Annotated in this window: 20 protein-coding genes; 9 read left to right on the top strand and 11 right to left on the bottom strand. The window is 64.7% G+C overall.

Translation table 11 applies throughout. The annotated features are described in order from the left end of the window. Positions 1–169 precede the first annotated feature (169 nt). On the bottom strand, positions 170–1,363 hold the full coding sequence (locus tag AC1POX_RS06295; RefSeq protein ID WP_338334361.1) for a cytochrome P450: 1,194 nt from the start codon (positions 1,361–1,363) through the stop codon (positions 170–172). Between the two features lie 437 nt (positions 1,364–1,800). Between AC1POX_RS06295 and ybaL the strand changes: the two genes are divergently transcribed. Next, positions 1,801–3,498, top strand: a complete 1,698-nt coding sequence (gene ybaL / locus AC1POX_RS06290) for a YbaL family putative K(+) efflux transporter (RefSeq protein ID WP_008571076.1) — start codon at positions 1,801–1,803, stop codon at positions 3,496–3,498. A 135-nt stretch (positions 3,499–3,633) separates the two neighbouring features. Here ybaL and AC1POX_RS06285 read toward each other — a convergent pair whose 3' ends face one another. From AC1POX_RS06285 to AC1POX_RS06275, 3 genes are read right to left on the bottom strand one after another with little or no spacing between them, the layout of a single operon-like run. Then, positions 3,634–4,203, bottom strand: coding sequence for a hypothetical protein (locus AC1POX_RS06285; RefSeq protein WP_008571075.1), 570 nt, complete (start codon positions 4,201–4,203; stop codon positions 3,634–3,636). A gap of 29 nt (positions 4,204–4,232) precedes the next feature. Further along, positions 4,233–5,558, bottom strand: a complete 1,326-nt coding sequence (locus AC1POX_RS06280; protein WP_033478387.1) for a Tle-like phospholipase domain-containing protein — start codon at positions 5,556–5,558, stop codon at positions 4,233–4,235. Beyond that, complete coding sequence (locus AC1POX_RS06275) at positions 5,555–6,133, bottom strand: hypothetical protein (protein ID WP_057681851.1); 579 nt, start codon at positions 6,131–6,133, stop codon at positions 5,555–5,557. Before AC1POX_RS06275 ends, AC1POX_RS06280 begins: the two co-directional genes overlap by 4 nt. 343 nt (positions 6,134–6,476) lie before the next feature. Between AC1POX_RS06275 and AC1POX_RS06270 the strand changes: the two genes are divergently transcribed. The 8 genes from AC1POX_RS06270 to AC1POX_RS06235 all read left to right on the top strand — a co-directional run bounded on the left by AC1POX_RS06270 (position 6,477) and on the right by AC1POX_RS06235 (position 18,142). Beyond that, a complete protein-coding gene (locus AC1POX_RS06270; protein WP_372356878.1) occupies positions 6,477–7,238 on the top strand; it encodes an HpcH/HpaI aldolase family protein in 762 nt (253 codons plus the stop codon). Beyond that, on the top strand, positions 7,239–9,380 hold the full coding sequence (locus AC1POX_RS06265; RefSeq protein WP_372356877.1) for a TonB-dependent receptor family protein: 2,142 nt from the start codon (positions 7,239–7,241) through the stop codon (positions 9,378–9,380). It begins immediately after the preceding gene. A gap of 236 nt (positions 9,381–9,616) precedes the next feature. After that, positions 9,617–10,843 carry an ATP-grasp domain-containing protein gene (locus tag AC1POX_RS06260; protein ID WP_372356876.1) on the top strand — a complete coding sequence of 409 codons (1,227 nt, stop codon included), beginning with the start codon at positions 9,617–9,619 and terminating at the stop codon, positions 10,841–10,843. Then, entirely contained in the window at positions 10,840–12,642 is a 1,803-nt protein-coding gene (locus AC1POX_RS06255; protein ID WP_372356875.1) for an IucA/IucC family protein, read from the top strand. Before AC1POX_RS06260 ends, AC1POX_RS06255 begins: the two co-directional genes overlap by 4 nt. Beyond that, positions 12,639–13,835 (top strand): MFS transporter, encoded by a 1,197-nt coding sequence (locus tag AC1POX_RS06250; RefSeq protein WP_372356874.1) that lies wholly within the window; start codon positions 12,639–12,641, stop codon positions 13,833–13,835. Before AC1POX_RS06255 ends, AC1POX_RS06250 begins: the two co-directional genes overlap by 4 nt. Beyond that, positions 13,813–15,582 (top strand): IucA/IucC family protein, encoded by a 1,770-nt coding sequence (locus AC1POX_RS06245; RefSeq protein ID WP_372356873.1) that lies wholly within the window; start codon positions 13,813–13,815, stop codon positions 15,580–15,582. The genes AC1POX_RS06250 and AC1POX_RS06245 overlap by 23 nt, the downstream gene beginning before the upstream one ends. After that, on the top strand, positions 15,579–16,775 hold the full coding sequence (locus AC1POX_RS06240) for a type III PLP-dependent enzyme (protein WP_372356872.1): 1,197 nt from the start codon (positions 15,579–15,581) through the stop codon (positions 16,773–16,775). The genes AC1POX_RS06245 and AC1POX_RS06240 overlap by 4 nt, the downstream gene beginning before the upstream one ends. Before the next feature lie 800 nt (positions 16,776–17,575). Further along, the gene (locus AC1POX_RS06235; protein WP_008571062.1) at positions 17,576–18,142 is read left to right on the top strand and encodes a hypothetical protein; all 567 of its coding nucleotides are present in this window, start codon (positions 17,576–17,578) and stop codon (positions 18,140–18,142) included. Positions 18,143–18,151: 9 nt separating this feature from the next. Here AC1POX_RS06235 and AC1POX_RS06230 read toward each other — a convergent pair whose 3' ends face one another. From AC1POX_RS06230 to cobD, 7 genes are all read right to left on the bottom strand, one after another. Continuing rightward, positions 18,152–19,288, bottom strand: a complete 1,137-nt coding sequence (locus tag AC1POX_RS06230; RefSeq protein WP_218502944.1) for a hypothetical protein — start codon at positions 19,286–19,288, stop codon at positions 18,152–18,154. Between the two features lie 429 nt (positions 19,289–19,717). Then, positions 19,718–20,452, bottom strand: coding sequence for an adenosylcobinamide-GDP ribazoletransferase (locus AC1POX_RS06225; protein ID WP_338334222.1), 735 nt, complete (start codon positions 20,450–20,452; stop codon positions 19,718–19,720). Further along, positions 20,449–21,063 carry a histidine phosphatase family protein gene (locus AC1POX_RS06220; RefSeq protein WP_218558968.1) on the bottom strand — a complete coding sequence of 205 codons (615 nt, stop codon included), beginning with the start codon at positions 21,061–21,063 and terminating at the stop codon, positions 20,449–20,451. Before AC1POX_RS06220 ends, AC1POX_RS06225 begins: the two co-directional genes overlap by 4 nt. Then, positions 21,060–22,106: a nicotinate-nucleotide--dimethylbenzimidazole phosphoribosyltransferase gene (gene cobT / locus AC1POX_RS06215; protein ID WP_014090830.1), complete on the bottom strand. Its 1,047-nt coding sequence runs from the start codon at positions 22,104–22,106 to the stop codon at positions 21,060–21,062. The genes AC1POX_RS06220 and cobT overlap by 4 nt, the downstream gene beginning before the upstream one ends. Continuing rightward, positions 22,099–22,623, bottom strand: coding sequence for a bifunctional adenosylcobinamide kinase/adenosylcobinamide-phosphate guanylyltransferase (cobU, locus tag AC1POX_RS06210; protein WP_372356871.1), 525 nt, complete (start codon positions 22,621–22,623; stop codon positions 22,099–22,101). Before cobU ends, cobT begins: the two co-directional genes overlap by 8 nt. Further along, positions 22,611–24,086 carry a cobyric acid synthase gene (locus tag AC1POX_RS06205; RefSeq protein ID WP_372356870.1) on the bottom strand — a complete coding sequence of 492 codons (1,476 nt, stop codon included), beginning with the start codon at positions 24,084–24,086 and terminating at the stop codon, positions 22,611–22,613. Before AC1POX_RS06205 ends, cobU begins: the two co-directional genes overlap by 13 nt. After that, complete coding sequence (gene cobD / locus AC1POX_RS06200; protein ID WP_184419757.1) at positions 24,083–25,066, bottom strand: threonine-phosphate decarboxylase CobD; 984 nt, start codon at positions 25,064–25,066, stop codon at positions 24,083–24,085. The genes AC1POX_RS06205 and cobD overlap by 4 nt, the downstream gene beginning before the upstream one ends. Positions 25,067–25,084 lie beyond the last annotated feature (18 nt).

The following is a 25,084-nucleotide window of genomic DNA, read 5'->3' as shown; positions in this document are numbered from 1 at the left end:
CGCATGTGTATCCGCAAACACCGCCGCGTGATCGGCGGTGTTTGTCGTTGTGGGCATCTCGATTCGGGTGCCGCGGCCGTGCGTCATCTGCCGCGACGATCGCCAGCGCAGTGATTGCCGCTGCGATGCCGTCCCGGCTGGTCACGTCACTGCACTGCCTGGCCGCTGCTCACCAGGAGGCGAGCAGCGTGTCGACACCGCGCAGGTTGGCGCGGTCGTTCCAGCTCAGCGTGTCCAGCTGCTCCAACCGAAGCGCCGGCAGACGCGCAAGCAGGCAGGCCAGCGCGGCTTCCACTTCGATCATGGCCAGCCGGTTGCCCAGGCAGTGGTGGATACCACCACCGAGCGACAGCGCGCGGCCCTGCTGGCGGCGGATATCCAGCACCTGCGGGTCGGTGAACTGCAGCGTGTCGTGATTGGCCGCGCCCAGCATCAGATACAGCATGGCGCCCCGGGGAACCGCCACGCCCTCGATCTGGAAATCCTGCAAGGCGGTGCGCGTGGCCATCTGCACCGAGCTGTCGTAGCGCATGCATTCGAGCACTGCATTGGGCAGCAGGCCCGGGGTTTCCTGCAGCAGGCGCAATTGCTGCGGATGCCGATGCAGCGCGACCAGCGCATTGCAGATCATGTTGGAGGTGGTTTCGTGGCCGGCAAAGAACAGCAGGATCACGTTGGAGACGATCTCCTCCTCGCTCAGGCGGCGGCCGTTGTCCTCGGCCTGGATGAAGCGCGCGATCAGATCGTCGCCGCCAGCGCTGCGACGTTGCGCGATCACGCCGTGGAAGTATGTTGCCAGCTGGTCGTACGCAACGCTGGTGGCCTGCAGTTCTTCCGCCGTCATCATCGGATCGAAGACTTTCGCCAGCGCGCTGGTCGCGTGACTCAGCGCGGTGACATCGGCTGCATCGATATCCAGCATCCGGCAGATGATGGCGATCGGCAGCGGGAACGCGAACTCGGCCAGCAGATCGCAGTGGCCGTTGGCCTGGAAAGCGTCGATCAACCCGGCGGCGGTATCGCTGGCTACCTCACGCATGGACTCCATCTGCCGCGCACCGAAGGCCTGCGTCATCAGTCCGCGCAACTGCGTGTGCAGCGGCGGATTGAGCAGCAGGAACATGCGGCTCATACCCTGGAACAGCGGCAGGTGCACCGCCGCCTCGCCGTAACGCAGACGAATGCTTTGCAGATAGTCGCGACCGACCCGACGGTCGCTGAGCAGGCGATCGACCACGGCGTAGCGGCCGGACATCAGCCGCCCGTCCGCCACCTGCACCAGTGGGCCTTCTTCGCGCAGGCGTGCGTATGTCGGATAGGGATCGTGGCGGAACTGGGGTGTTGCCAAATCGCTGAGATGCATGGCCTGGCTCATGTGGCATCTCCCCCGAAATAGGGGCGATGCATGCGTACACCTGCCCAAGGACGCAGGTGCTCCACGGAATGCCCGGATTATCTGTATGCGTCGCGCCCCGGCCTTGCGCAAGCGCGAAGCGGTGTCGTCAATGTTGACTCGGCATGCCGGACTTGCGCCGTGCGTCTCAGCTCGCAGGCGCAGGCGCAGGCGACAGCGGTTTACGCGCCACCTGACGCATGCATCTGTCTGCACGCATGCGCTGCGTGTCGCATCGCGTTAATCATGCGCTGTGTACTATGGGCGTCCGGCCAACCGGACCTGTCTTGCGGTCCAGTTCCCCCTGCCGGACTCCAGCCATGACCACGCAATGCCCGCAGGCGACGCCCGGCGCAGTGCCGTTGGCTGGCTCGACGATCTCCCGGACACTCTCACAACGGATTGGAATGCATCACGACACCAGCCTCATCGACATCATCGCCGTCGGCCTCGCGGTCGCCTTCATCCTTGGCACGCTCGCGCAGAAGGTGAAGCTCTCGCCGTTGGTCGGCTACCTGCTGGCCGGCGTGTGCGTAGGGCCGTTTACGCCGGGATTCGTGGCCGACCAGACCATCGCCAACCAGCTGTCCGAACTGGGTGTGATGTTGCTGATGTTCGGCGTGGGGCTGCATTTTTCGCTCGACGATTTGATGGAAGTGAAGTGGATCGCGGTGCCTGGCGCATTGGCGCAGATCGTGGTCGCCACCCTGCTCGGCTGGGCGCTGGCGTGGAGCATGGGCTGGTCGCTGATTCACGGCTTGGTGTTCGGCCTGGCGCTGTCGGTGGCCAGTACGGTGGTGCTGTTGCGTGCGCTGGAAGAACGCCGTTTGCTGGACACCCAGCGCGGCCGCATCGCGGTGGGCTGGCTGATTGTCGAAGACCTGGTGATGGTGCTGGCATTGGTGTTGCTCCCGGCGCTGGCGGATGTGCTCGGTAGCGGCGCACCAGCCACGACGCACGATGCGCAATCGCCCTCGCTGCTGGCCGCGCTGGGCGTGACCTTGCTAAAGATGGTGGCGTTCGTCGCAGCGATGCTGGTGATCGGCCGGCGCGTGATCCCCTGGTCGTTGGAAAAAGTGGCGGCAACCGGCTCGCGCGAACTGTTCACCCTGGCCGTGCTCGGTATCGCGCTGGGCGTGGCATTCGTGTCGGCCACGTTGTTTGGTGTGTCGTTCGCGCTCGGCGCGTTCTTCGCCGGCATGCTGCTCAAGGAATCGGAACTCAGCCATAAGGCCGCCAACGATTCGCTGCCGTTGCGCGATGCGTTTGCGGTGTTGTTCTTTGTCTCGGTGGGCATGTTGTTCGACCCGATGATCCTGATCGCGCACCCGTGGCAGGTTCTGGCGACCTTTCTGACCATTACCGTGGGCAAGTCGCTGGCGGCATTTTTGATCGTGCGCGCGTTCGGCCACCCCACCGGCACGGCGCTCACCATTTCCACCAGTCTGGCGCAGATTGGCGAGTTTTCCTTCATCCTGGCCGGCCTGGGCGTGCAACTGGCGATCCTGCCGGAAACCGGGCGCGACCTGATCCTGGCCGGCGCGCTACTGTCGATCGTGGCCAACCCGTTCCTGTTCTCGTGGCTGGACCGCTGGCAGGCCAAGCAGGCGCAGGACGCGCCCGCCGCCGTGGAACCGGAACTACCGCCTGGCCCGCCATTGCCGGCCGATGGGCATGCCATCGTGATCGGCTACGGCCGCGTCGGCAGTTCGCTGGCGCAATTGCTGCGCAGCCGCGGCGTGCCGGTGCTGGTGATCGACGACAACGGCGACCACGTCGCCAAGGCCCATGCGGCTGGTATTCCCGGCATCCGGGGCAGCGCAGCGGCCGACCGCGTGCTGGCCGAGGCACGCCCGGAGCATGCCAAGATCGCAATCCTGGCCATTCCGCAGCCGCTGGAAGCCGGCGAAGCACTGGCCAAGCTGCGCGCCATCAACCCCTCGCTGACACTGCTGGCGCGCGCCCACAGCGACGCCGAGGTCAAGCACCTGCTCGAACACGGCGCCGACGGCGCGGTACTGGCCGAGCGCGAACTGGCCTATTCGCTGGCCGAAATGGTGATGTCCACCCCGCCGTACCGCGCGTTGAACGTGCCGGCGTCGTGACAGTTGCTGGTTCGATGCCCCCAGTGCTCAGCGCCAAGACGACGCACATTACCCAATGGACTCACTATGGGGTAGCTACTGCCGATTGCATCGCCACGCGGCCGTCACCAAGACACACGACAGCCGCTATCAACATCAGCGTGGCTTGACCGGTCGGTACTGACGACGATCGCCGTACGCAGCGCCCTTGGTGTCCACGTTCGCGCATAAACGGTCGCCGCAAAGCATTACGTCGGCGCCGTTGTAAGCGCGCAGCAACTCGGCACGCAACCGATTGTCACGTATTTCCTGACGATATTGGGTCAACAACCACCCACCGCCGCCCAACAACAGCAGTAGACCTCCCAGGACAACCGCAGCGCCTTTCCACAGCAGCAGGCGCTGCCCGCGCTCGATGCGCTTGAGCTGATCGGACAATGATTGCGCGCCTTCCCCGATCAAACCACCGGCCTGCTGCAGCCGCTTTTCGAAACCGGCGACAGGTTGATCCAAGCCCTGCTGAATGCTCCGAATCAAGGTGTCGGGTACGCGCTGCAGCGTCTGCTCGGCCGAACGGGTGACCACGTTTGGCAACGACTGGGCGACTTGCTCCAACTGCTGGGCAAGGCGGCGTTGAAGTTGTTCCAGTTCGGCGCATCGACGCTCGAACTGTTCCATCAGCATGGCGGCTTTGCTGACCAGCGCCATCGGGTCTTGTACGTCCATCGTGCCTCCAGTCTTCCTGGTGATGACGACTACAGGCTGCGTGCGCCGATGCGCATGGTCTCTTGCTGCTGCGACTCGGCCTGTTGCCGCTGTGCCTGCATCGCCTGCCGGGCCGCCTGCTGTTCCTGCTGGTTCACCGTCTCGACGGCCTCGGCGTGCAATGCGCGGCCATGCGGCTCATTGGCAAGGCTCTGCGTCATCTGACGGAACTGATCACGGTCGCCGCTCTGTGCGGCGGCCAACATGCGATCGAGAAATGCGCTTGGGTCGTCCTTCAACGAGGGCATATTTCCGCTGTGAGTCGGCGACATCGCACGCGCATCATGCGCTCCCTGCGCCTCTCCCTTGAGCGGCACCTGCCACGCCTGCGGCACATGGCTGCGCTCGCGGTCATGCTGGAATTGCTGCATCTGCTGTTGCCAGGTCGGCGCATCCATCTCTCGACGTCCTGTTCCCGGTTCCAACGGACCGCGCAGGTGATCGACCCCATCGCGGGCCAGCCCAGGGATTCCACGCGAGTACACCGTCAAGCCGGACCGTAGCGTCTCGATGTCGCCGCGATACTTCTCGATCATCGGCGCGTACCGCCGAGCGAGCTGCTGCGTTGAAGGGTCTTCCAAGACGGAGGTATCCGCTTTGCCGGCCCCATCGACTGGCAGGAAGTTATGCATGCGATGCGATTCACCCAACCTGACAGCCGCCGAAAGCGGATCACGCGCGTCCAGCGCACTGCGGTCGTTGACGTAGTCCGCGGCCTTTAGGACAGCAATTTCCTGCGGTATGGCATAGACCTTGACTTGGCCGTAATGGCGGCTTGCGGCGCTGACTGCATCGCCGGCCATAACGTGATTGATCACATCGCTGCCGCCTTCCGGAATCCGCCGATCCAGACTGACCGCGCCGTAGGCGTCGAAGGTCTGCCCCTTAAGGCCGAAGTGATGCGCAGTGACTTGTGCCAAATTGCCACCGAGCGAGTGGCCAGCAACCGTCACATCGGGGATTGGTAGACCGGTACTGAGATGCTTTTGCTCTGCATATTTCAAGGCGCGCTGCGTAAACGTGATGGCGTCTGCTACCTGCGCATTGTGGCGAGTCGCGACCATCCCACCGTCGGCCAGTGCACCGTCCAGTAAGGGCTGGCGATCAAACTCGCTTCCTCGGTGGACAACCACTATTTCCCTGGTATCGGCTCTCTCGTAGATGACGCCTTGGTAGCCTGACGGCTTGTCCACGTATTGCAAACGTCGGACAGGTAGACCGCCGATATTTACAACAGCGCTTCGCTCTCCGGTATCTTCAGGCTTGTCGTAGCCATCGCGGGTCAGTGCGGCGTACTGCTGGCTGGTGAGACTCATGGGGCCGCCCTTTCCGCCTTGAGATTTATACGAAATAAGTTACTTCGATTTGGCTCTGCGTATTTGTCAGCAGACTCTTCGCCAAAATCGACATAGTCTTCCAAATTACTCCTGGGATACCCCCCTGACCAAAAAAAAGTTGTTTTTTGCTTAAGTTCGTCAAAGTATTTTTTTTCTAGACTAGGCGAGAAAGCTGTTTCCGCCCTGCCACCTGTCGCCTTCAGGGAAACACCGAAACCTCCAAATTCCCAGTGGCAGACGCCCTTGCCGTAGTAGTCAGCATCGACCATGCCATCCATATAAATCATCGCCGTGAAAACCGTATCGTTGATCTTCTGAAAAGCAACAGGTATCGCGTGTTCTTTTGGCTTTGTCGACATCCCCAATGAAGCATCGAATGGCGCGCACTGATCACGATCCTTCATGTCGTAAAACGCTTTAGCTGACGCAGCCCCAAACGGCCCCGGCGCATTCTCAATGGTCATGGTCACCCTATAGGCCTGCTTCGGATGCTGGTTCTTCCGATAGATCGGATCGCCGTCTTCGTCGCGCGCCTGCGCGTCCCTCGATTGCATCGTGGTCTCCTTTGCTCCGCACGCGCACAGCGAAATCGTCAGAGAGATGTATAGCAGCGCGGCTGAAGTGCGGTACATAGTGGTTGGCCGATAAACGCCTTGTTTCCTCAAGGCTACGGCGTTTCCTGGGCAGCAACAACATTGGGTTCGGCGTAAGACACGTGCTGTTGAACAGTTCCAAGTGCGCAGCAACGATCCGGGTGTGGGGGATGACTGTCTACAGGCTCCAAGCTAACCCATCGGAATCACGCCGCAGTGGTTACCCAAAAAGACCGCTAGACACACTTGATAATCATTCCCATCAAGTGCAGGATGAGCGCCCGTTTCCTCGGCGGCCTCTTCCATGGCGATTGCAGTCGGCATCCTCAACGCATTGCCAAGCGTGCAGCTCTGCGAATTGCTGGGCCGCATCGGCTATGGCTTCGTGGTGCTCGATCTGGAGCATGTGCTGCACGCGCCCGACACGCTGGAACATGCCATCCGCGCCTGCGAGTTGTCGGGCTGCGAGGCCTGGGTGCGCGTGCCGGAGGTGGACGAAAAACTGATTGGCCGCGTGCTGGATGCCGGCGCGCGCGGAATCGTGGTTCCGCGTACCGAGTCTGCGGCGCAGATCGGCAACGCCATCGCCGCGGCGCGCTTCCCGCCGCTGGGCCGGCGCGGCATCACCGGCGGCCGTGTCACCGGCTTTGGCAATGTCGATCTGCCCACCTACATTGCGCATGCCAATGCGAACACCCGTATCGTGCCGATGATCGAAAGCGCCGCCGGCGTGGCTGCCCTGCCGGAGATTCTTGCCATCCCAGGCGTGGCCCTGGTGATGGAAGGTGCGCTGGATCTTGCGCTGGATCTGGGTCTGGGCCCGCAGCCCACTCATCCGCAGGTGTGGGAATTGCTGCTGCAACTGCATGCGCAGTGTCTTGCTGCAAACGTCCCGTTCTGCCCCAACCCGCGCACTGACGCGCAGCGTGCGCACTGGCTGCAGCAGCCGGAGCTGCGCTGGCTGCTGGCCGGCGAAGACCGCGCGCTGATCCAACGCGCCCTGCGCGGCCATTTGGCCAGCCTTGCCGTCCCCCAATCACCTCCCGCCTGCAGGAGCACGCCGTAGATGTCGACGTTCCGTTTCCACGCCCTGGCCATCGCTATCGCGGCGAGCACGCTGACGCTCCCGCAGCTGGCGCGCGCAAGCGATACGCCGACGACCGATGCGCTTGATGCCAGCGGTGGCGGCACGCCGATTCGTGCACTGGATGCGATCCAGGTGCAAGGCAGCCTGCTCGGTCGCTCCAAACCCGACGATGTGCAGCGTTATGCCGGCAGCCGCCAGGTGATCGACCGCGAGCAGTTGCGCAATGGCGGCAACCGTTCTCTGGACGATGCATTGCAGCGCGTGCCCGGCATCAAGATCTTCGACGAAACCGGCACCGGCGCACTGCCGCAGCTGATGCTGCGCGGTCTGTACGAAAGCCGCAGCGGTCGCGTGCAGGTGCTCGAAGACGGCATTCCATTGGCGTTGGCCCCGTATGGGCAGACCAGCCTGTCGCTGTTTCCGGTAGGACTGAGCCAGATCGACCGCATCGACATCGTGCGCGGCGGCGCGGCGGTGCAGTACGGGCCGAACAACGTGGGCGGGGTGATCAACCTGGTCAGCAAGGAGATCCCGAGCGCGTGGAGCACCACGCTGGCGCACAAGGTCACTGCCGGCGGCCAGGGCCGGTTCCTGCAGGACAGTGCGCTCAGCAGCGGCGGATATCTCACCGATAACTTCGGGATGCAGGTCGATGCCAATCGCACCTATGGCGAGTACTGGCGCGCGCATAGCGACACCGACATCAGCAATCTGCGCGTCCGTGCCGAATGGTGGCTGGACGACACCAAGCTGCTCAAGGCCAGCGTGCAGCGTTATCTGGTCGACATGGACCTGGCCGGTGCCCTCAGTCCGGACGATTACCGGCGCGACCCGCGCCAGTCCACCCGCCCGCTGGACAGCTTCAACGGCCGCACCACACGTGCGTCGCTGAGCTACGAACAGCTGCTGGGCGATTGGGGTCCGATGCAGGAGGTGCGCCTGGATTGGAGCAACTTCAGTGCACGCAGCAGTCGCAATTTCATTGTCGGCATGCGCCAGGCCTCCACCGAAACGTGGCGCTCGGACCTGCCGCCGCAACTGCGCCAGACCGCACCGCGCGATTTCCGCGTGGTCGGCAGCGAGCCACGGCTGAGCTGGAGCATGGGCGATGCCGGTGGCGTGCGTCAGCAGTGGACTGCCGGGGTGCGTGCAGTGCGCGAGGACATCGATTTTCTGGTGGGCAATCTGCGTCTGCGCGACGGGCTGTTCACCACCGTGCGCGATTGGCGGTTCGAAGACCGCGCGTTGGCCGCATACCTCAGCAACGCCATCACCCTGCCGGGCGAGCGCGTGACGATTACGCCGGGCCTGCGCTACGAACGCCTGGATTCGCGCTATTTCAATCGCGCCACCGGCGTCAGCACGCTCAACCAGACGCGCGATGTCCTGCCGGGGCTGACGTTGGGCTTCCAGGCAAACGAGCAATGGTTTTTCTACGCCGACGGGCAGCGTTCGATGCGTGCGCCGCAGGTCACCCAGATCATCTTCGGCAACAACCTGGATGCCGAACTGGCATGGAATTACGAGGCGGGCGCGCGCTATCAGCCCAACGAGCGGACACGTGTCCAGCTGGGCGGCTACCTCATCGATTTCGATCAGCAGATTCAGCTCGACAACACCACGCGCGTGTTCCGCAATCTCGGCAAGACCCGCCATCAAGGTGGCGAGCTGGAACTGCAATGGAGCCCGGAGCAACTGCGTGCGCTCACCCTCAACGCCAGTTATGCCTATCTGGATGCCAGCCAGGAATCGGGTGCATTCCGCGGCTTGCGCGTGCCTTACACCTCGCGCAACCAGATCACGCTGGGCGGCACTTACGCGCTTGGTCACACCACTGTCGCGCTTTCCGGCTATTACTTCAGCAAGGCCTTCAGCGACGCTGCCAACACCGTGCAGGAGAATGCCATCGCTTCGGTGGGTCAGTTGCCGGCCTACATGGTGTGGAACACGCAAGTGAGCCATACCTTGTTCGAACGCGATGGACAGAAGTTCAGCGCATCGTTGGCGATCAACAACCTGTTCGACCGGCAATACTGGTTCCGTGGCGTGGACACCAGCCCCTGGGGGCGTCAGGCCGCGCCTGCGCGCACCGTCACTGCCGGACTGGAGTACACGTTTTGAACCTGCATCACCTGGCAAGCGCTGCACACGACCGACGCACACAGGCGTAGGTTGCGCGCGAAGCGACGGCGGTCGTACTGACAGCCGCCAAGACAACACGGCGTGCATGAGGCACGCATCATTGCCGCAGCACGCGGCATGCGATCGACGTATCGCAGGCCACCCAACGCCGCCATGGCGCCAGGCAGCCCGTTCAGTACCGGTTTCCCCCACCGTCCTGTCGAACGAGAGCTGCCATGACTGCGACATCCGCTGCACCGTTGGTGATCCTCACCCATGTCTGCCATCCGGCCATCACCGAAGGTTTCCTGCCCGCCGCGCGCGCGCTGGGCCTGCCCGTATGGTTGCTGACCGACCACCGGCTCGATCACCTGGCCTATTTCCGCGAGCATCCCGCCCATGCACCGCAGCGGGTGATCGAATGCGATGTGTTCAATCCGCTCGGCGTCCTCGACGTACTGCACGATGCAGACATCACCCCGCGCGCGGTGTTCAGCAATAGCGACCATCTGCAGACCAGCGCCGCGCTGGTGGCCGCAGCGCTTGGCCTGCCGGGCAAGGACTGGCAGGTGTGCTACGCCGCCAAGAACAAGGCTGCGATGCGCCAACGCTTGCGTGCGCGTGGACTGCCCTGCCCGTGGTTTTGCACGCTGGCGCCGGGCGCGGCGTTGCCGGCCCAGATTCCATGGCCTGTGGTGGCCAAGCCCCGCGAGGGCGTGGCGAGCCTGGATGTGCGCTGCTGCACCGATGCAGCGCAATTGCAGGCGTACCTGGACGATGGATGGCAGCGCCATCCGCAGCGCACCGTGCTGTTGGAAAGCATGCTGGAAGGTGCGCTGTTTACGCTGGAAACGCTGGGCGATGGCAAGCACCTGCAAGCCATCGGCGGCTTCAAGGTGCGATTGTCGCCGCCGCCGCATTTCGTCGAATGCGAAGCGCAGTGGGATGCCAACGTGGACACGCCGGTGATCGCGCAGGCGCTGCAACAGCTGCGCGCGTTCGGTGTCGGCTTCGGGCTGTGCCATAGCGAATTCATCCTCACCGCCGATGGCCCGGTGCTGGTGGAAATCAATTACCGCAGCATCGGCGATCGGCGCGAATTCCTGCTCGACGAGATGTTTTCCAAGCAATGGTTCAACGCGGCGCTGGCACCGCATCTGGGCCTGCCGTTGCCACAGCTCCGCAGTGCCCATGCGCATGCTTTGCTGCGCTACTACGTGGCCGAACACGACGGCGAATTGGTCGCCGCCAGCGAAGACCGCCGCCAGCGCGATGCGCACAGCGACGTGCAGTACCGGCGGATGCGCGCACCGGGCGAGCGCATCCGCCTGAGCCATTCCAACAAGGATTACCTGGGCGTGCTGAGTGCGTTGGCACGCGATGCGCAGACACTGCAACACGCAGTGGTGCAGGCCGAAGCGGGCCTGCAGTGGCGCATCGACGGCGCGGAACTGCGCGCATGAGCAGCATGGCCGACCAACGCTACATCGCCACCCGCATCATCGATGCCTGCCTGCGCGAAGACCTGCGTGGAATTGCAACCCGCGGCAGTGCGGCGGTGCCGGATGCGCAGGTGCTGGCGCAGTGGACCGACCCCAGCCCGGTGCACGGCTGGTGGCGCATCGCTCACCTGCCCGGCGGCACGATGTGGCTGCCGATCCATCGTCAAGGCGTGCTGCAGGACATCGGTGCCTGCGGCGACAGCTGGATTGTGCGCAGCGACGACGGCGTGCATGTCGAACGTGGCGCGCATGCCTGGCTGCACCGCCTGAGCGCAGAACTCGACAGCGAAACGCAACAGCTGCATCGCGCCTACGCCGACGAAGCCGACTGCGCCGCCGCGCACCGCGGGCTGGCGCGGCAGGCCTACCACGCGCAGGCACCGGCGTTGCGCACTGCGCTGCATCACCGCGATGCCGCCGAGCGCGCCTACCGCTGCGACCAACTGGCCAGCTACCGCGACCATCCGTTCTATCCCACCGCGCGCGCCAAGGCCGGGCTGGATGCGGCCGAGCTGCGCCACTACGCGCCGGAATTCGCGCCGACCTTCGCGCTGCGTTGGCTGGCGGTTCCGCAGGCGTTGGCGCAAGGCACCAGCGCCCCGCCGGCCGAGCTGTGGCCGGATTTCGCCAGCCTGGGCCTGCCGCCCGAGATGGCCGCCACGCATCTGCCCTGGCCGGTGCATCCGCTTGTGTGGGAGCGCCTGGAGCAGGAGGGCTTCGCACTGCCCGAGAACGTGCTGCGAGCGCCCAACGCCTGGCTGGACGTGCGCCCCACGCTGTCGGTGCGCACGCTGGTGCCGCTGCGGCATCCACACCTGCATCTCAAATTGCCCATTCCGATGCGCACGCTGGGCGCCCTCAACCTGCGTTTGATCAAGCCGTCCACGCTGTATGACGGGCACTGGATGGAGCGCGCGTTGCGGCGCATCGATGCGCTGGATCCTGCGCTGCAAGGCCGCTGCGTATTCGTCGACGAGTCGCACGGCGGGCATGTCGGGCAGACGCGGCATCTGGCCTATCTGGTGCGGCGCTACCCAGCGCTGGACGATGCCACGCTGGTCCCGGTGGCTGCGCTATGCGCGCCCATGCCCGATGGCCGCCCGATGGCGATCCATCTTGCCGAGCGTTTTGCGCATGGCGACCTGCTGCATTGGTGGCGCGACTACACCGAACTGCTGCTTGCCGTACATCTGCGCCTGTGGCTGCGTTATGGCATTGCACTGGAAGCCAATCAGCAAAACAGCGTGCTGGTGTATGCCGATGGCCAAGCCACGCGCCTGTTGATGAAGGACAACGACGCTGCGCGGATTGCGCTGCCGCAGTTGCGCGCGGCGCTGCCGGAGCCGGATGCAATGGGCCCGCTGCAGGATGCGCGTATTGCGGTGGACGATCCACAGGCATTGGCGCAGATGTTCTGCACGATCGTGCTGCAGCTGGATCTGCAGGCGGTGCTGGAAGGCCTGGCCGAATGGCAACCCGCATTGCGCGCACCGTTATACGCGCAGCTGCAGGACCAGTTCGTTGCGACGCTGGCGCAACTGGACGCCGATGGCATCGATACCGGCCCTGCGCGCCGGCTGTTGGCCGCGCCACGGCTGCCGGTGAAATACCTGCTCAGCGCCGGCAGCCTGCTCAGCAAGCACCTCACCGGCGCCACCGACATCAACAAGTTCTACGGCGACAGCGCGCCCAATCCATTCGGCGATGCGTTCGCGGATACGCGACAACCGCCGCGCAGGCAAGCGGGCGTGCCGCGATGAGGCGCATCCTGGGTCCGGTGCTGGCTGCGCATTATCTGGCGGCATTCACGGCGTTGGGCATGCCGCTGTTTCTGCCGCAGGTGTTGGCCGAACTTGCACCCTCGGCCGCGGTGGGCTGGAGCGGCGTGCTGTATGTCTTGCCCACGCTCTGCACCGCACTGACGGCAAGCAGCTGGGGGCGTTGGGCGGACCGCCATGGACGCAAACGTTCGCTGCTGCGCGCACAACTGGGCCTGGCGCTGGGCTTTGCGATTGCCGGCTTCGCGCCGTCGCTGACCTGGCTGGTGATCGGCCTGCTCGTACAAGGCACCTGTGGCGGCTCGCTGGCGGCGGCCAATGCGTATCTGGCCAGCCAGCCGCAGGCCGGCCCGTTGGCGCGTGCATTGGACTGGACACAGTATTCGGCCCGCCTTGCCATGGTGAGCGCACCGGCACTGCTGGGCGTGGCACTGGCGCTGGGTCCTGCGCAATCGCTGTATCGCGCACTGGCGTTGCTGCCATTGATGGCGTTTGCGTTGACGTGGCGACTGCCGGCCGATCGGCCTGCTGCGCGAGAACACACTGCCGGCAAGGCTGCTACGTCTTCCGGGCACGCAGCTCCATCGCCTGCATCGCCGCGCACCCATGCCGCGCCGTTGTGGCTAGCCCTGCTGCTCGCACAGTTCTTGTTCTGCTTCGCGATGGTGGTGACATTCCCGTATTTCATTCCGTATGCGCTTGCGCGCGGCGCCGGCCACGATGCGCTTGCCGGTTTGCTCTACAGCCTGCCGCATCTGGTCTATCTGGTGGTGCTGCCCTGGTGGCGACGCGGTGATAGCGAGGCGTGGCTGGTGCCGGGCCTGGCGTTGTTTGCGGTGGCCTGCGTGTGGCAGGCGCTGTTGCACGATGCCGTCACATTGGCGGCAGCGCGGCTGTTGTTTGGCTTCGGCATGTTGTTCGGGCTGCGTGGGCTCAACCGCAGCCTGGCGCACATTGCCAGCGGGCATGGCGCCGGGCGCCTGTTCGGTCGCTTCGATGCCTGTGGCAAATGGGCCGGCGTGTTCGCCGGTGCCGCTGCCGGCGCACTGGCACAGGCGTCCGGCCCCGCTACCCCTTTCCTGGCTGCGGCACTGGCCGCGACCGTTGCTGCGCTCACCGTTCTGGTGCGCTTTCCTTCGAGGAGAACTGCCGATGTCGCCGCACACGATGCATGACCCCTGGTACGACAGCATGGCCGACGCGCAGGCCTGCAGCTGCTGGTTGAACTGCTATCTGCGCGAATTCGCGATTCCGCAGCGTGCGGTGCAGTTCGACTATCGCGGGCTGGATCGACCCGGCCCGCGCGTGGCCGAACAACGCTGGCTGCGCATCGATCTGGGCGAGGTCGGGACGCTGTGCGTGCGCATCGCCTTTGCCGATCGCCTGGGCCGCTGCCGGTTCGCCTCTGCGCCGTTTCTCAAGAGCGCCGGCAAGCCGTGGCATAGTCTGGATGCGCAAACGCTGGCACGCTGCCTGTTGCAGGCCCTGGGCAGCGCGCAGGACATCAACCCGGAGCTGCTGGCGCAAAGCGCCAATAGCGCGGCCGTCACCGCTGCGTTATTGCGCCAGGCCCAGGTCGCCGCCGCTACCGGCGAGGCGATGATCGACGCCGAACAATCGATGCTGTGGGGGCATGCACTGCACCCGACGCCCAAGAGCCGCGAGGGTGTGGATCTGGATCAGGTGCTGGCCTGCGCACCGGAAGCGCGCGCGTCGTTCCAGCTGTTCTGGTTCCGCATCGACCCGCGCCTGCTGCGCATCCAGGGACGCGACGTGCGCGCGACATTAAAGCAGCTCAGCGGCAGCGACGATCTCTATCCCTGCCACCCCTGGGAAGCGCAGCGGCTGCTCGACGCCCCCTTGCTGCGCAGCTTGCAGGCACGCGGCCTGATTACGCCGGTCGGCCCATTAGGCGATGCACTGCGGCCCACCTCGTCGGTCCGCACGCTGTACCACCCGGAACTTGCGTATTTCCTCAAGTGCTCGGTGCATGTGCGGCTCACCAACTGCGTGCGCAAGAATGCATGGTACGAACTGGAGAGCGCGGTTGCGCTCACCGAGCTGTTGGCACCGAGCTGGCGTGCCCTGGCCACACAGGTGCCGGGCTTCGATGTGATGCTGGAGCCGGCGGCGACTTCGCTGGACGTAGCGTCGGTCGATCCCGCATTGCATGCCGCCGACCCGTTGGCGGCGCGCACCTTGTCGGAGAGCTTCGGCATTCTGTACCGGCAAAACATTCCCGCCGCGCAACGTGCACGCTGGCAACCGCAGGTGGCTGCGGCCTTGTTCACCTGCGATGCGCAGGGCAATAGCGTGTGCGCCGCGCGCCTGCGGGCGCTCGGCAGCGCGCAGATGGGCCACCGAACCGCAACGCTGCTGTGGTTCCGCGCCTACGCCGGCCTGCTGCTGGACGGAGTGTGGAGCGCGCTGTTCCAGCACGGCATCGCGCTGGAGCCGCATCTGCAAAACACCGTGATCGGCTTTGCCGACGGCTGGCCGACGCGGGTGTGGGTCCGCGACCTGGAAGGCACCAAGCTGCTCGCCCATCACTGGCCGGCGGCGCGCCTGCGCGGCGTCGGCGAACGCGCACGCCAATCGCTGTACTACACCCCAGAACAGGGCTGGAACCGGGTGGCGTATTGCGCGCTGGTCAACAATCTGGCCGAGGCCATCTTTCATCTGGGCGAAGGTGATGCCGCACTCGAAGCGCGGCTATGGCAATGCGTGGGCGAGATCGCGCTGCGCTGGCAACAACGCCATGGCGCGCAAGCGGCGCTGCAGGGTCTGGTCGACGGCGCGCCGCTGCCGGGCAAGAACAATCTGGGGACCCGTCTCTGGCAGCGTGCCGACCGCCAATCCGACTACACCGCGCTGCCCAACCCCATCCCCCGCATCACGGCGCAGCGGCAGGTGGCGGCGTGAGTCTGCACATCGACACCGCCGCACTGCTTGCTGCCTTGCCGCAGGTGCGCGACCGCTGCGAAGGCCCGATCTGCGCGTATGTCTACGATCTGGCGGCATTGGACACGCATGCGGCCTGGATGCGTGCGCAGCTGCCGGCGCAGTGCGAGCTGTTCTATGCAGCCAAAGCCAATGCAGAACCGCCGATTCTGCAAACGCTGGCAGCGCACGTGGATGGCTTCGAAGCCGCATCCGGCGGCGAACTCGCCTGGCTGCATGCGCAGCAACCGCAGGCACCGTTGTTGTTCGGTGGCCCGGGCAAACTCGATACCGAACTCGCCCAGGCAGCCGCCCTGCCCGACTGCACCGTGCATGTGGAAAGCCTGAGCGAACTCGAACGCCTGGCAGCAATTGCAGCGCACGCCGGCCGCTGCGTGCCCGTATTCCTGCGCATGAATATCGCCGTACCCGGCGCGCAGAGCACGCGCCTGATGATGGGCGGGCAACCCTCGCCGTTCGGCCTGGATCCAAGCGATCTGGGTGCAGCAATCCGGCGAGTGCAGGCCAATCCATCGCTGCGCCTGGAAGGCTTCCATTTCCATCTGATGTCGCATCAACGCAGCGCCGCCGCGCAGCTGCATCTGGTGGCCGCCTACCTGCACACCGTGCAGCAATGGCGACAGACCTATGCGCTTGGTCCACTGCGGGTAAACGCCGGTGGCGGCTTCGGTGTGGACTACCTGGCACCGGACGCGTCGTTCGACTGGGCCCGCTTCTGTGCCGGGCTACCCGCCCTGCTGGGCGAACACGGTACAGACCTGCGCTTGCGTCTGGAACCGGGGCGCTATGTCAGCGCCAGCTGCGGTTGGTACCTGATGGAAGTGCTCGATCTCAAACGCAGCCACGGCGCCTGGTTTGCGATCGCACGCGGCGGCACCCATCACTTCCGCACGCCGGCCGCGCAGGCGCACGATCATCCATTCCGCGTATTGCGCGGCACCCGCACCCCCGTGATCAGCGACACGCCGGTCACCCTGGTCGGCCAGTTATGCACGCCCAAGGATGTGCTGGCACGCCAGCAACCGGTGGCCGCACTCGCACCCGGCGATTGCCTGGCCTTCCCGCTGGCGGGCGCGTATGCGTGGAATATTTCGCACCAGCACTTTCTGATGCACCCGCCGCCGCAAAAGGTGTTTCTAACGGAGGGGCATTGACTTACCGATTGCGGACGAACAACGCTCAGGCGTGCGTCGGCAGGCTCACAGGCAGATATGCTGTTGCCGCAATTTCCTGAGGTGACTCGAAGTAGCTGTGCAGAAATTTCGTAGACGTTAGCCAAACGGATCGTTGCCCAGTGGCAATTCTCCTAGGGATGGTCTGAATGGCCCACTAGACCTCTCAAATTCCAGCTTCTTGCATGTCAATGACGAGCAACATGTCGGGTTTGGTGCGATTTCCGCAACTTTCTAGCGGTTTTAGCTTCCGCCAGGCAGCATTACCCGGACCGGCAGCAATTGCCGGCGCACCATCCATCAGTTGGCCTCTGGCTCGGCTCTTGCCTGCGCCCTCAGACCCCCGCCAAGGATGAGATCGCGGCATGAGTGAGTTCGACCCGCATCAGCGTATAGATCTGACCAGCCCTCGGACCGGTTCTATTTCCTCGGTGATCGCCTGATCACTCCCCGAGGGTCGCGAGCTGCTCCCGGAAGATTTGGCATGGCTGTCGCTCACCGCCTGCCAAGCGCAGGAATGGCGCCGGATGCTGGAAGCTGCACGCTCGGAACCGTTGCTCAACCGCACCGCGCTTGAACTCGGCACTGACCTTCCTAGGCTTTGACACGGACAACTCATCATGGCCTGAGTCGACCTTCTTGTCAGTGTCCGTGAAAACGGGGTAGAACTCCCACTGCAATCCTGGAAGGCTAAGCTATGGGCCCGTAGCCGCTTGCATGGGGTCACGACAAGAATGCACGAAACCGTATGTCAATGACCAACGAATGGAGAACGATTTCAGATGAAGAATTGGCTGATCGGCTTAGTAGTCACCATGGCATGGACTAGCCCCTGCGCTGCTCAAATCGCCCCTGAGTTGCTCGGGGGCGCGGATCCGAACAAGCCGATGTTCAGCGAATCCTTCTACAAAGGGATTGAGGGCAATTGGGTGCTGGTACGCGAACCCGTCAACACCGGTTACCACTGCTCGGTTAATTTCATCACGCCAAATTCCACCTTGTCGTTTCGCGGTCCCGCCGACGCTGGGATGGCGAAAAAGGGTCATGGCACTCTTTGGTTCATCAGCGAGGCAATCCCCCCGGTGACAAAGCCCGAGATTGCTCCGATCACGTTGTCATCCACCAACCACCCTACGCAGAATGTTCAGGCCGCCCATGTGAGCATGCCTGGCCAGAGCAGTGGGGCGTTGTTGCTGACCATCGACGTGCAGAAATCGGTACAGGAAAAGCCGGACAGTAATGAGCTCGCCATCCAGCTTCAGGGGAAAGAGGTGTTCCGGTCAAAAGTTGTCCAGTTGCAGCTGGCGTATCGCCAGCTTTCGGCTTGCATGAGCGCGGCTCGAAAATAGACCATCACTTCAGCCGTTTGGCACGTTCAAGATGTCGGTGCAGGCGCGACCCATCCCACTTGTGTCGCCACTTGACTCAACGAAGATATTCACATCGGCAACCCTCAGCATCCCGGCGCTGTCCGGGATCAGCGCATAGCGGACGTTGCAACTTTTATAACCGCCGCCATTGTAAGTCGCGCCGGTCACAAGATTCTGCCACATGACGCGATTGTCAAAGGCCTGCCCATAAGAGAGCGTCCGCGCGATCCCGGCCTGACGGACAGCGGGGTTGCCGTTTGCGGCGACGACCTCTTGCTCAGTCTTACCCAGCCACACCTGGATCAGGAGCGATTCACTGCGCGATAAACGCCTTTTTCCACGGTATTCAGCGGCGGTCTGAGTAAAGTCCATATCGGCCTTCATTGCTGCCAGATTGCCCTGCACCTTCCCCTGGGCTTCGGCTACTTGTTGCTGCGCTTGTGCCAATTTTGCCTTGAGCGCTGTCGATTCTGCTGGCGTCAGCTTGCGGCCGCCATTGATCGCGGGCTTCGGCACGTCAGACCACAGCGTTTCCCAGGTAAAATCGGCAAGCGAACTCATCGACAGTCCGGCGGGGACCAGTTCCAGTCCATTCAAGCCAATGGCTGCCAGTTTCGCTCGCAATGTATCGGACTTAATTACATGATCGACCACCGCAGCTTGTTTGGCATCGCCAATGCTGGCACTGTTGCAGGCTACATTCCATGCCTGTCGCATCGTGTAGCTGGTCGTGCTTTGCCAATCGGTGGGCTGGAGATCGATGATCGCCGGATCCTGTTTCATGGTCTTTGCGCCGCTGGCCACCCGGAATTCTACGGAATCCGGCGTGTCCAATATGCCGGTTGAATCAGCCTTGCGCTTGGGTGCGCCACGGCCGCGCCGAAGCGACTTGGGGCATTTGAACTGAAGTTGATATTCCAACCATAGGGGTTGGTCGACCGCTTCATAGACCATCGTCAAATCAATCTGAATGACACGGCTTGAGTCAGGATTTGCGAGATCAGCATTGATCGGTGTGTGGTCCATAATTGCGTCACTGGCGTAGACGTTGACACGCTTTCCGGCTGCACCTTGCATATCGATCAGAAAATTGCTGGCCCCGACTTGCGTTGCGATGACCATCATGCCCGCACCGATTACGAGTTTTGTGATTTGTCGTGTCATGAGCGCTTCCTTACCCGTTTTACAAACTCGCGTTCTACCGCGCACGTATGTTACTGATATCAAGACGTTCTCAAAATTTGAGTACGCAATTTTGAAGCTTCTGCCGGAACCTGGCGCTTCCAGGTCGATTGTGCTGCAGCGACGTCGGAAATGCTAAGCCTTGTTGCGGAATGCCCTCGTTAGGCTTATAGACCAAACAAGGGACTTCTCTGAGTGCCGGGAAGCCACGAGCGACGCTGGCGTTGCACCTGCGCCGGAGAACTCAACAGATGACGCACGCTGACGGATGCCGTTGGTCGCAGCGCCCACGGCCGCTACGCAGGCGCAGACGACTCGGGGGCTGGGGCATCAGTCGTGAGGACGATTGCGTCAGCTGCAGCGCCTGCCTGTTCAAGCCGACCACAGCGCCAGCGTCACCAGCACGGCCGTTTCGGTCAGTTCCACCAATGCGCCGCAGGTATCGCCGGTCATGCCGCCAAGGCGCTGCAGGCAGGCGCGGCGCCAGAGTGCGAACACCAGTGCGGTGATACCAACGCACAACGCCGCGGTGGCCAGCCCGGCAACGATGCACACCGCGGTGCCGGCGCTCAGCGCCAGCCACAGGCCTGCACGCGGGGCGCCCGACAGCGCGCTGCCCAGCCCGCCGGCGCGCACATACGGCGTACTTAGGAACGCGGCAACCAGCGCGCTGCGCGCCAGTAGAGGCGCCAGCCATAGCGTAGTCGGCGCCTGCGCCAGCAGGCTGGCCAGTGCGGCGCATTTGAGCAGCAACACCAGCACCACTGCGGTGACTGCCATCGGGCCGCTGGCGGGGTCCTTCATGATCGCCAGCGAGCGCGCGCGCTCGCCCATGCCGCCGACCCACGCATCGGTCGTGTCGGCCAGGCCATCCAGATGCAACGCGCCGGTCAGCCATACCCAGGCGCTCAACAGCAGCGCTGCGCCCAGCAACGGCGCCACCTCGCGCAGGCACCAGGCCAACCCGCACACCACCCCACCGAGCAACACGCCCACCAGCGGGTACCAGCACAGCGAACGCGCCTGCGCGCCTGCGCGCGTGAACACCCGGGCGGGCACCGGGATGCGGGTCAGGAACCCGATCGCTGCCAGCAGCCCGTCGATCATTCGGTGTCGTGCGCCGGTGGCAATGCCGCGGATGAGACCGGCGATCTCAAGCCGCCAGCCGCGTCGGTCGGCGGCCAGGCCAGCGGATGCAGCGACGCATGCGGCACTGCCAGTTCGGTCATCCGGCAGAACCCACTCCCGGCGACCAGGCACTGCAACGCGCGGATGGCGCCGCCGTGGGTGACCACCAGCACGCGCTGTGCCGGGTAGCGGGCGACGATGGCATCGAGCGCGGCCGACAGGCGCGCGCAGAAGTCGGTAAACGGTTCGGCCTGCGGTGGCGGATGGCGCAGCGGGTCGGCCCAGAAGCGGCCCAGCGCTTGCCCTTCGTCGCGATCGATGTCGGCCACGGGCACGCCCTGCCAGCGGCCGAAGTGATATTCGCGCAGGCGCCGGTCCAGCTGCAGCGGAATGGCACGCGCGTGGGCAAGCTCGGTGGCGAACAACGCGCAGCGCTGCAACGTGGACGCCACGACTGCGTCCCACGTGCCATCGGCAGTGGCCGCACGCAATTGCTGCCAGCCCAGTTCGGTGAGCGGGTCGTCGAGCTGGCCGCGATAGCTGCGTTGCCCGGTGTCGCCATGCCGCAACAAGGTGATTTGCGCGCTCATGCGTCCGACACCCCGGCTTCGGCAAACGTCGCCATGCCGTTATGCAAGGCGCAGGCGCTGCGCAGCAGCGGAATCGCCACCGCCGCGCCGCTGGCTTCGCCCAGACGCAGGTCCAGTTGCAGCAAGGGCTCGGCATCCATTGCGCGCAGCAGCGCTGCATGCCCACGCTCCTGCGAGCGATGCCCGAACAACAACCACTCGCGCACGCCGGGATTCAGGCGAGTGGCCACCAGTGCCGCCGCCGTGGTGATGAAGCCATCCACCAGCACCGGGATGCCGGCCTGCGCGGCGGCGATATAGGCGCCGACCAAGGCAGCGATTTCGAATCCGCCCAGCCGGCGCAGACGCTCCAGCGGGCTCGATGCATCGGCATGCAAGGCCAGCGCACGCGTGATCACGGTGGCCTTGTGCGCGATGCCTTCGGCATCCAGGCCGGTGCCTGCGCCGGCCATCGCCTGCGGAAACTGCGACAGCAAGGCGCAGCCCAGCGCCGCGGCGGCGGTGGTGTTGCCGATGCCCATCTCGCCGCCGACAAATAGCTGGGTATCGCAACTCTTGGCCTGCGCGATGCTGTCGGCGCCGGCGGCGAGCGCATCGCGCAATTGGGTGGCCGTCATCGCCGGCTGCTCGCAGATATTGGCGCTGCTGGGCGCAATCCAGGCACGCCGCACCCGCGGCAGGTCGCCGGGGTCGTTGACCACGCCCAGATTCACCACTTCCAGCCGCGCGCCCAGCTCGCGCGCCAGTACCGCAATGGCGGCGCCACCGCGTGCGAAATTGCGCACCATCTCGCCGGTCACTGCCTGCGGAAATGCCGAGACTCCTTCGGCCGCTACGCCATGGTCGGCGGCATACACCGCGATCCAGACCCGCTGCACTCCGGGCCGGTCGGTGCGTTGCCAGGCGGCCAGCTGCACTGCCAGGTGTTCCAGCCGGCCCAATGCGCCGGGCGGCTTGGTCAGCTGTTCCTGCCGGGCAAGCGCGGCAGAGCGCATGCGCGCGTCCGGCACTGCGCAGGCACCAAAGATCCAATCGCTACTCACACGCGCTCTCCTTCAACACCATCGGCAATCCTGCCACCACCAACATCACACGCTCGCACTGTAGCGCCAATGCCTGATGCAGCCAGCCAGCCTCGTCCACAAACCGACGCGTGAGTTCGCCCAACGGCACGATGCCCTGCCCCACTTCGTTGCTGACCAGCAGGATCTGCCCCGGCAACTGCGGCAGCGTTGCCAGCAGCGCATCGCGCTCGCGCGCGAACATGCCTGCATCCGGGTGGCCGAGCAGATTGCTCAGCCACAGGGTCAGGCAATCCACCAGCACGCAGCGATCCGGCGCGGCATGCGCCTGCAACGTCGCCGCCAGCGCGATGGGCTCTTCCACGCACTGCCAATGCGCGGGGCGTTCGCTGCGGTGATGGGCAATGCGCCGATGCATTTCGCCATCGAAGGCTTGCGCTGTGGCCAGGTAAGTCACTGCGCGCCCGGACCCTGCCGCGATGCGCTCGGCCAGCGCGCTCTTGCCCGAACGGGCGCCGCCAAGAATCAGTTGCCGCATGCCGGTTCCCTGCTGATGAGGCGTGTCAGTGCCGCGGTATCCAGATGCGTGTGCACCGCATCGGCCAGACGCTCCAGGCTGGCTTCGCGCAGCGCGGCAAGATCCAGTGGCGCGGCCTGCGCCAGACCGGCCCACGCCAGCAATGCAGCCAGTGCCTGCGGGTGGTCGAACACCCCATGCACATAGGTGCCGAGCACCTGGCCGTCGTCGGAGATGGCGCCATCGGTACGCCCATCGTCCAGCTGCAGCAATGGCCGTGCCAGCGCGGCGCCGCTGCTGAGACCGCAGTGAATTTCATAGCCGCTGACACTGGCATCGCCCAGCAGCAGGCGCCCGTGCACGCGATGCAGTTGCTTGTGCGGCTGCAGCGTGGTTTGCAGCGACAGCCACCCAAGACCGGGGCTGCTGCCCGCTGCCCCCTCGATGCCATCCGGGTCGTGGAGATGGGTGCCCAGCATCTGCAGACCACCGCAGATGCCAAGCAGTTTTCCGCCGTAGCGCAGGTGACGGGCAATGGCGGTGTCCCACCCGTGCGTGCGCAGCCACTGCAGATCGTGCCGGGTGGATTTGCTGCCCGGCAGCAGGATCAGATCGCACGGCGGCGGCGTCTGCCCGGGACCGATCAAATGCACATCCACCTGCGGATGCGCCAGCAACGCGTCGATATCGGTGTGATTGCTGATGCGCGGCAGCACCGGCACCACCACGCGCAATTGCGACTGTGGTTTCTGCGGCGCGTTGCGTGGCACCGCATCTTCGGCATCCAGCTGCAGGCCGTGCAGATACGGAAGGACGCCGAGCACCGGCTTGCCCGTTTCGCGCTCCAGCCACGCCAGGCCGGGCTGCAGCAGCGCCAGATCTCCGCGAAACCGGTTGATCACAACACCGGCAACGCGTGCGCGCTCGCTGGCCGAGAGCAACGCCAGCGTGCCGACCAGATGAGCGAACACGCCGCCGCGGTCGATGTCGGCCACCAGGATCACGGCGCAGTCCACCGCTTCGGCATAGCCCATGTTGGCGATGTCGTTGTCGCGCAAATTGATCTCGGCCGGGCTGCCGGCACCTTCCACCAGCACCACATCGAAGCGCTCGACCAGGCGCGTGTGCGAGGCCAACACGGCGTTGAATGCGGTCGCCTTGTAGGCGTGATAGCCCACCGCATCCAGGGTGGCGACCGGATGCCCGTGCACGATGACCTGCACACCGGTATCGCTGTCGGGCTTGAGCAACACCGGGTTGAAATCGGTCTGCGGCTCCAGCCCGCATGCCTGTGCCTGCAATGCCTGCGCGCGGCCGATTTCGCCACCGTCCACCGTCACTGCCGAATTCAACGCCATGTTCTGCGGCTTGAATGGCGCCACCGCAATGCCCTGCCGATGCAGCCACCGGCACAGCGCGGCCACCAGCGTGCTCTTGCCCGCATCGGAGGTGCAGCCCTGCACCATCAGGACGCGCGCGCTCATGCCAGCACCTGGCGCAGTGCCACGCCCAGGCGCGCCTCGCCCGCGGCGTCGGGTGGAAGACCCAGGCGCAGACTGTTCGGTGTGTCGAACAGCCGCGTCAAAATGCCGCGTTGCGCCAGCGCGACGTGCAAGGCAGCCGCGTCGTCGCGCCGGCACCACTGAAAGAACGCCGTGCCTGCGGTAGGTACGATCGCATGCGCATGCAACAGCTGCGCAAGCCGCTGCGAGGCCGCGTGCAGACGCGCACGTGCCTGAACCTGCCACGGCGTATCGGCCAATGCCTGCTGTACGGCCCATCGCGCCGGCCCGCTCAGCGTCCATGGTCCCAAGCGTTCGCGCACGGCATCCAGCAATGCGCGATCTGCGCAGACAAAGCCCGCACGTGCGCCTGCCATGCCGAAGAACTTGCCCACCGAGCGCAGCACCACCAGACCGGGCCGCTGGCTGAAAGCGCAGACGCTGTGTCGCGGGGTCGCATCCATGAAGGCCTCGTCGATCACCAGCCACCCGCCGCGTGCTGCAAGCCGCGCATGCAACTGCAGCAGCGTGTCGGGATCGAAGCACTCGGCGCATGGATTATTGGGATGAATCAGCACGGCCACATCCAGCGTCTCACCTGCGTGCAGCAATTGCGCGGCGCTCATCGGCACGACCTGATGCCCGGCACGCCGCCATGCCTGTGCATGCTCGGCGTAGCCAGGCGTAAGTACGCCGACGCGGCCGGGCGCGCGCAGCAGTGGCAAGGCCTGAATCGCCGCCTGCGAGCCGGCCACCGGCAGTACCTGCGGCGCGCCGTAATAGGCAGCCGCGCACTCTGCCAGGCCATCGTCGTCTTCCGGCAAGCGCTGCCACGCATGTTCCGGAATGGCGGGCACCGGCCAGGCGAACGGGCTCACGCCGGTGGACAGGTCCAGCCAGTGCGCGAGCGGAATGTTGTAAGCCTGCGCAGCGCGGCGCAGGCGCCCGCCATGTTCAAGCATTGCGCACTCCCGGTAATG

This window comes from Xanthomonas sp. NCPPB 3442 (assembly GCF_056725145.1).
The sequence above is the reverse complement of the archived record's forward strand: the minus strand, read 5'-3'. Positions and strand labels throughout refer to the sequence as shown.

Coding starts and splice junctions, on each gene's coding strand:
- AC1POX_RS06205 (WP_372356870.1), bottom strand. CDS start 24,086: ATGAGCGCGCGCGTCCTGATGGTGCAGGGCTGCACCTCCGATGCGGGC.
- AC1POX_RS06230 (WP_218502944.1), bottom strand. CDS start 19,288: ATGATGGTCATCGCAACGCAAGTCGGGGCCAGCAATTTTCTGATCGAT.
- AC1POX_RS06265 (WP_372356877.1), top strand. CDS start 7,239: ATGTCGACGTTCCGTTTCCACGCCCTGGCCATCGCTATCGCGGCGAGC.
- AC1POX_RS06255 (WP_372356875.1), top strand. CDS start 10,840: ATGAGCAGCATGGCCGACCAACGCTACATCGCCACCCGCATCATCGAT.
- AC1POX_RS06295 (WP_338334361.1), bottom strand. CDS start 1,363: ATGCATCTCAGCGATTTGGCAACACCCCAGTTCCGCCACGATCCCTAT.
- AC1POX_RS06250 (WP_372356874.1), top strand. CDS start 12,639: ATGAGGCGCATCCTGGGTCCGGTGCTGGCTGCGCATTATCTGGCGGCA.
- cobD (WP_184419757.1), bottom strand. CDS start 25,066: ATGCTTGAACATGGCGGGCGCCTGCGCCGCGCTGCGCAGGCTTACAAC.
- AC1POX_RS06285 (WP_008571075.1), bottom strand. CDS start 4,203: ATGGACGTACAAGACCCGATGGCGCTGGTCAGCAAAGCCGCCATGCTG.
- AC1POX_RS06260 (WP_372356876.1), top strand. CDS start 9,617: ATGACTGCGACATCCGCTGCACCGTTGGTGATCCTCACCCATGTCTGC.
- AC1POX_RS06280 (WP_033478387.1), bottom strand. CDS start 5,558: ATGAGTCTCACCAGCCAGCAGTACGCCGCACTGACCCGCGATGGCTAC.
- AC1POX_RS06235 (WP_008571062.1), top strand. CDS start 17,576: ATGAAGAATTGGCTGATCGGCTTAGTAGTCACCATGGCATGGACTAGC.
- AC1POX_RS06225 (WP_338334222.1), bottom strand. CDS start 20,452: ATGATCGACGGGCTGCTGGCAGCGATCGGGTTCCTGACCCGCATCCCG.
- AC1POX_RS06245 (WP_372356873.1), top strand. CDS start 13,813: ATGTCGCCGCACACGATGCATGACCCCTGGTACGACAGCATGGCCGAC.
- AC1POX_RS06220 (WP_218558968.1), bottom strand. CDS start 21,063: ATGAGCGCGCAAATCACCTTGTTGCGGCATGGCGACACCGGGCAACGC.
- cobU (WP_372356871.1), bottom strand. CDS start 22,623: ATGCGGCAACTGATTCTTGGCGGCGCCCGTTCGGGCAAGAGCGCGCTG.
- AC1POX_RS06270 (WP_372356878.1), top strand. CDS start 6,477: ATGGCGATTGCAGTCGGCATCCTCAACGCATTGCCAAGCGTGCAGCTC.
- ybaL (WP_008571076.1), top strand. CDS start 1,801: ATGCATCACGACACCAGCCTCATCGACATCATCGCCGTCGGCCTCGCG.
- AC1POX_RS06275 (WP_057681851.1), bottom strand. CDS start 6,133: ATGCAATCGAGGGACGCGCAGGCGCGCGACGAAGACGGCGATCCGATC.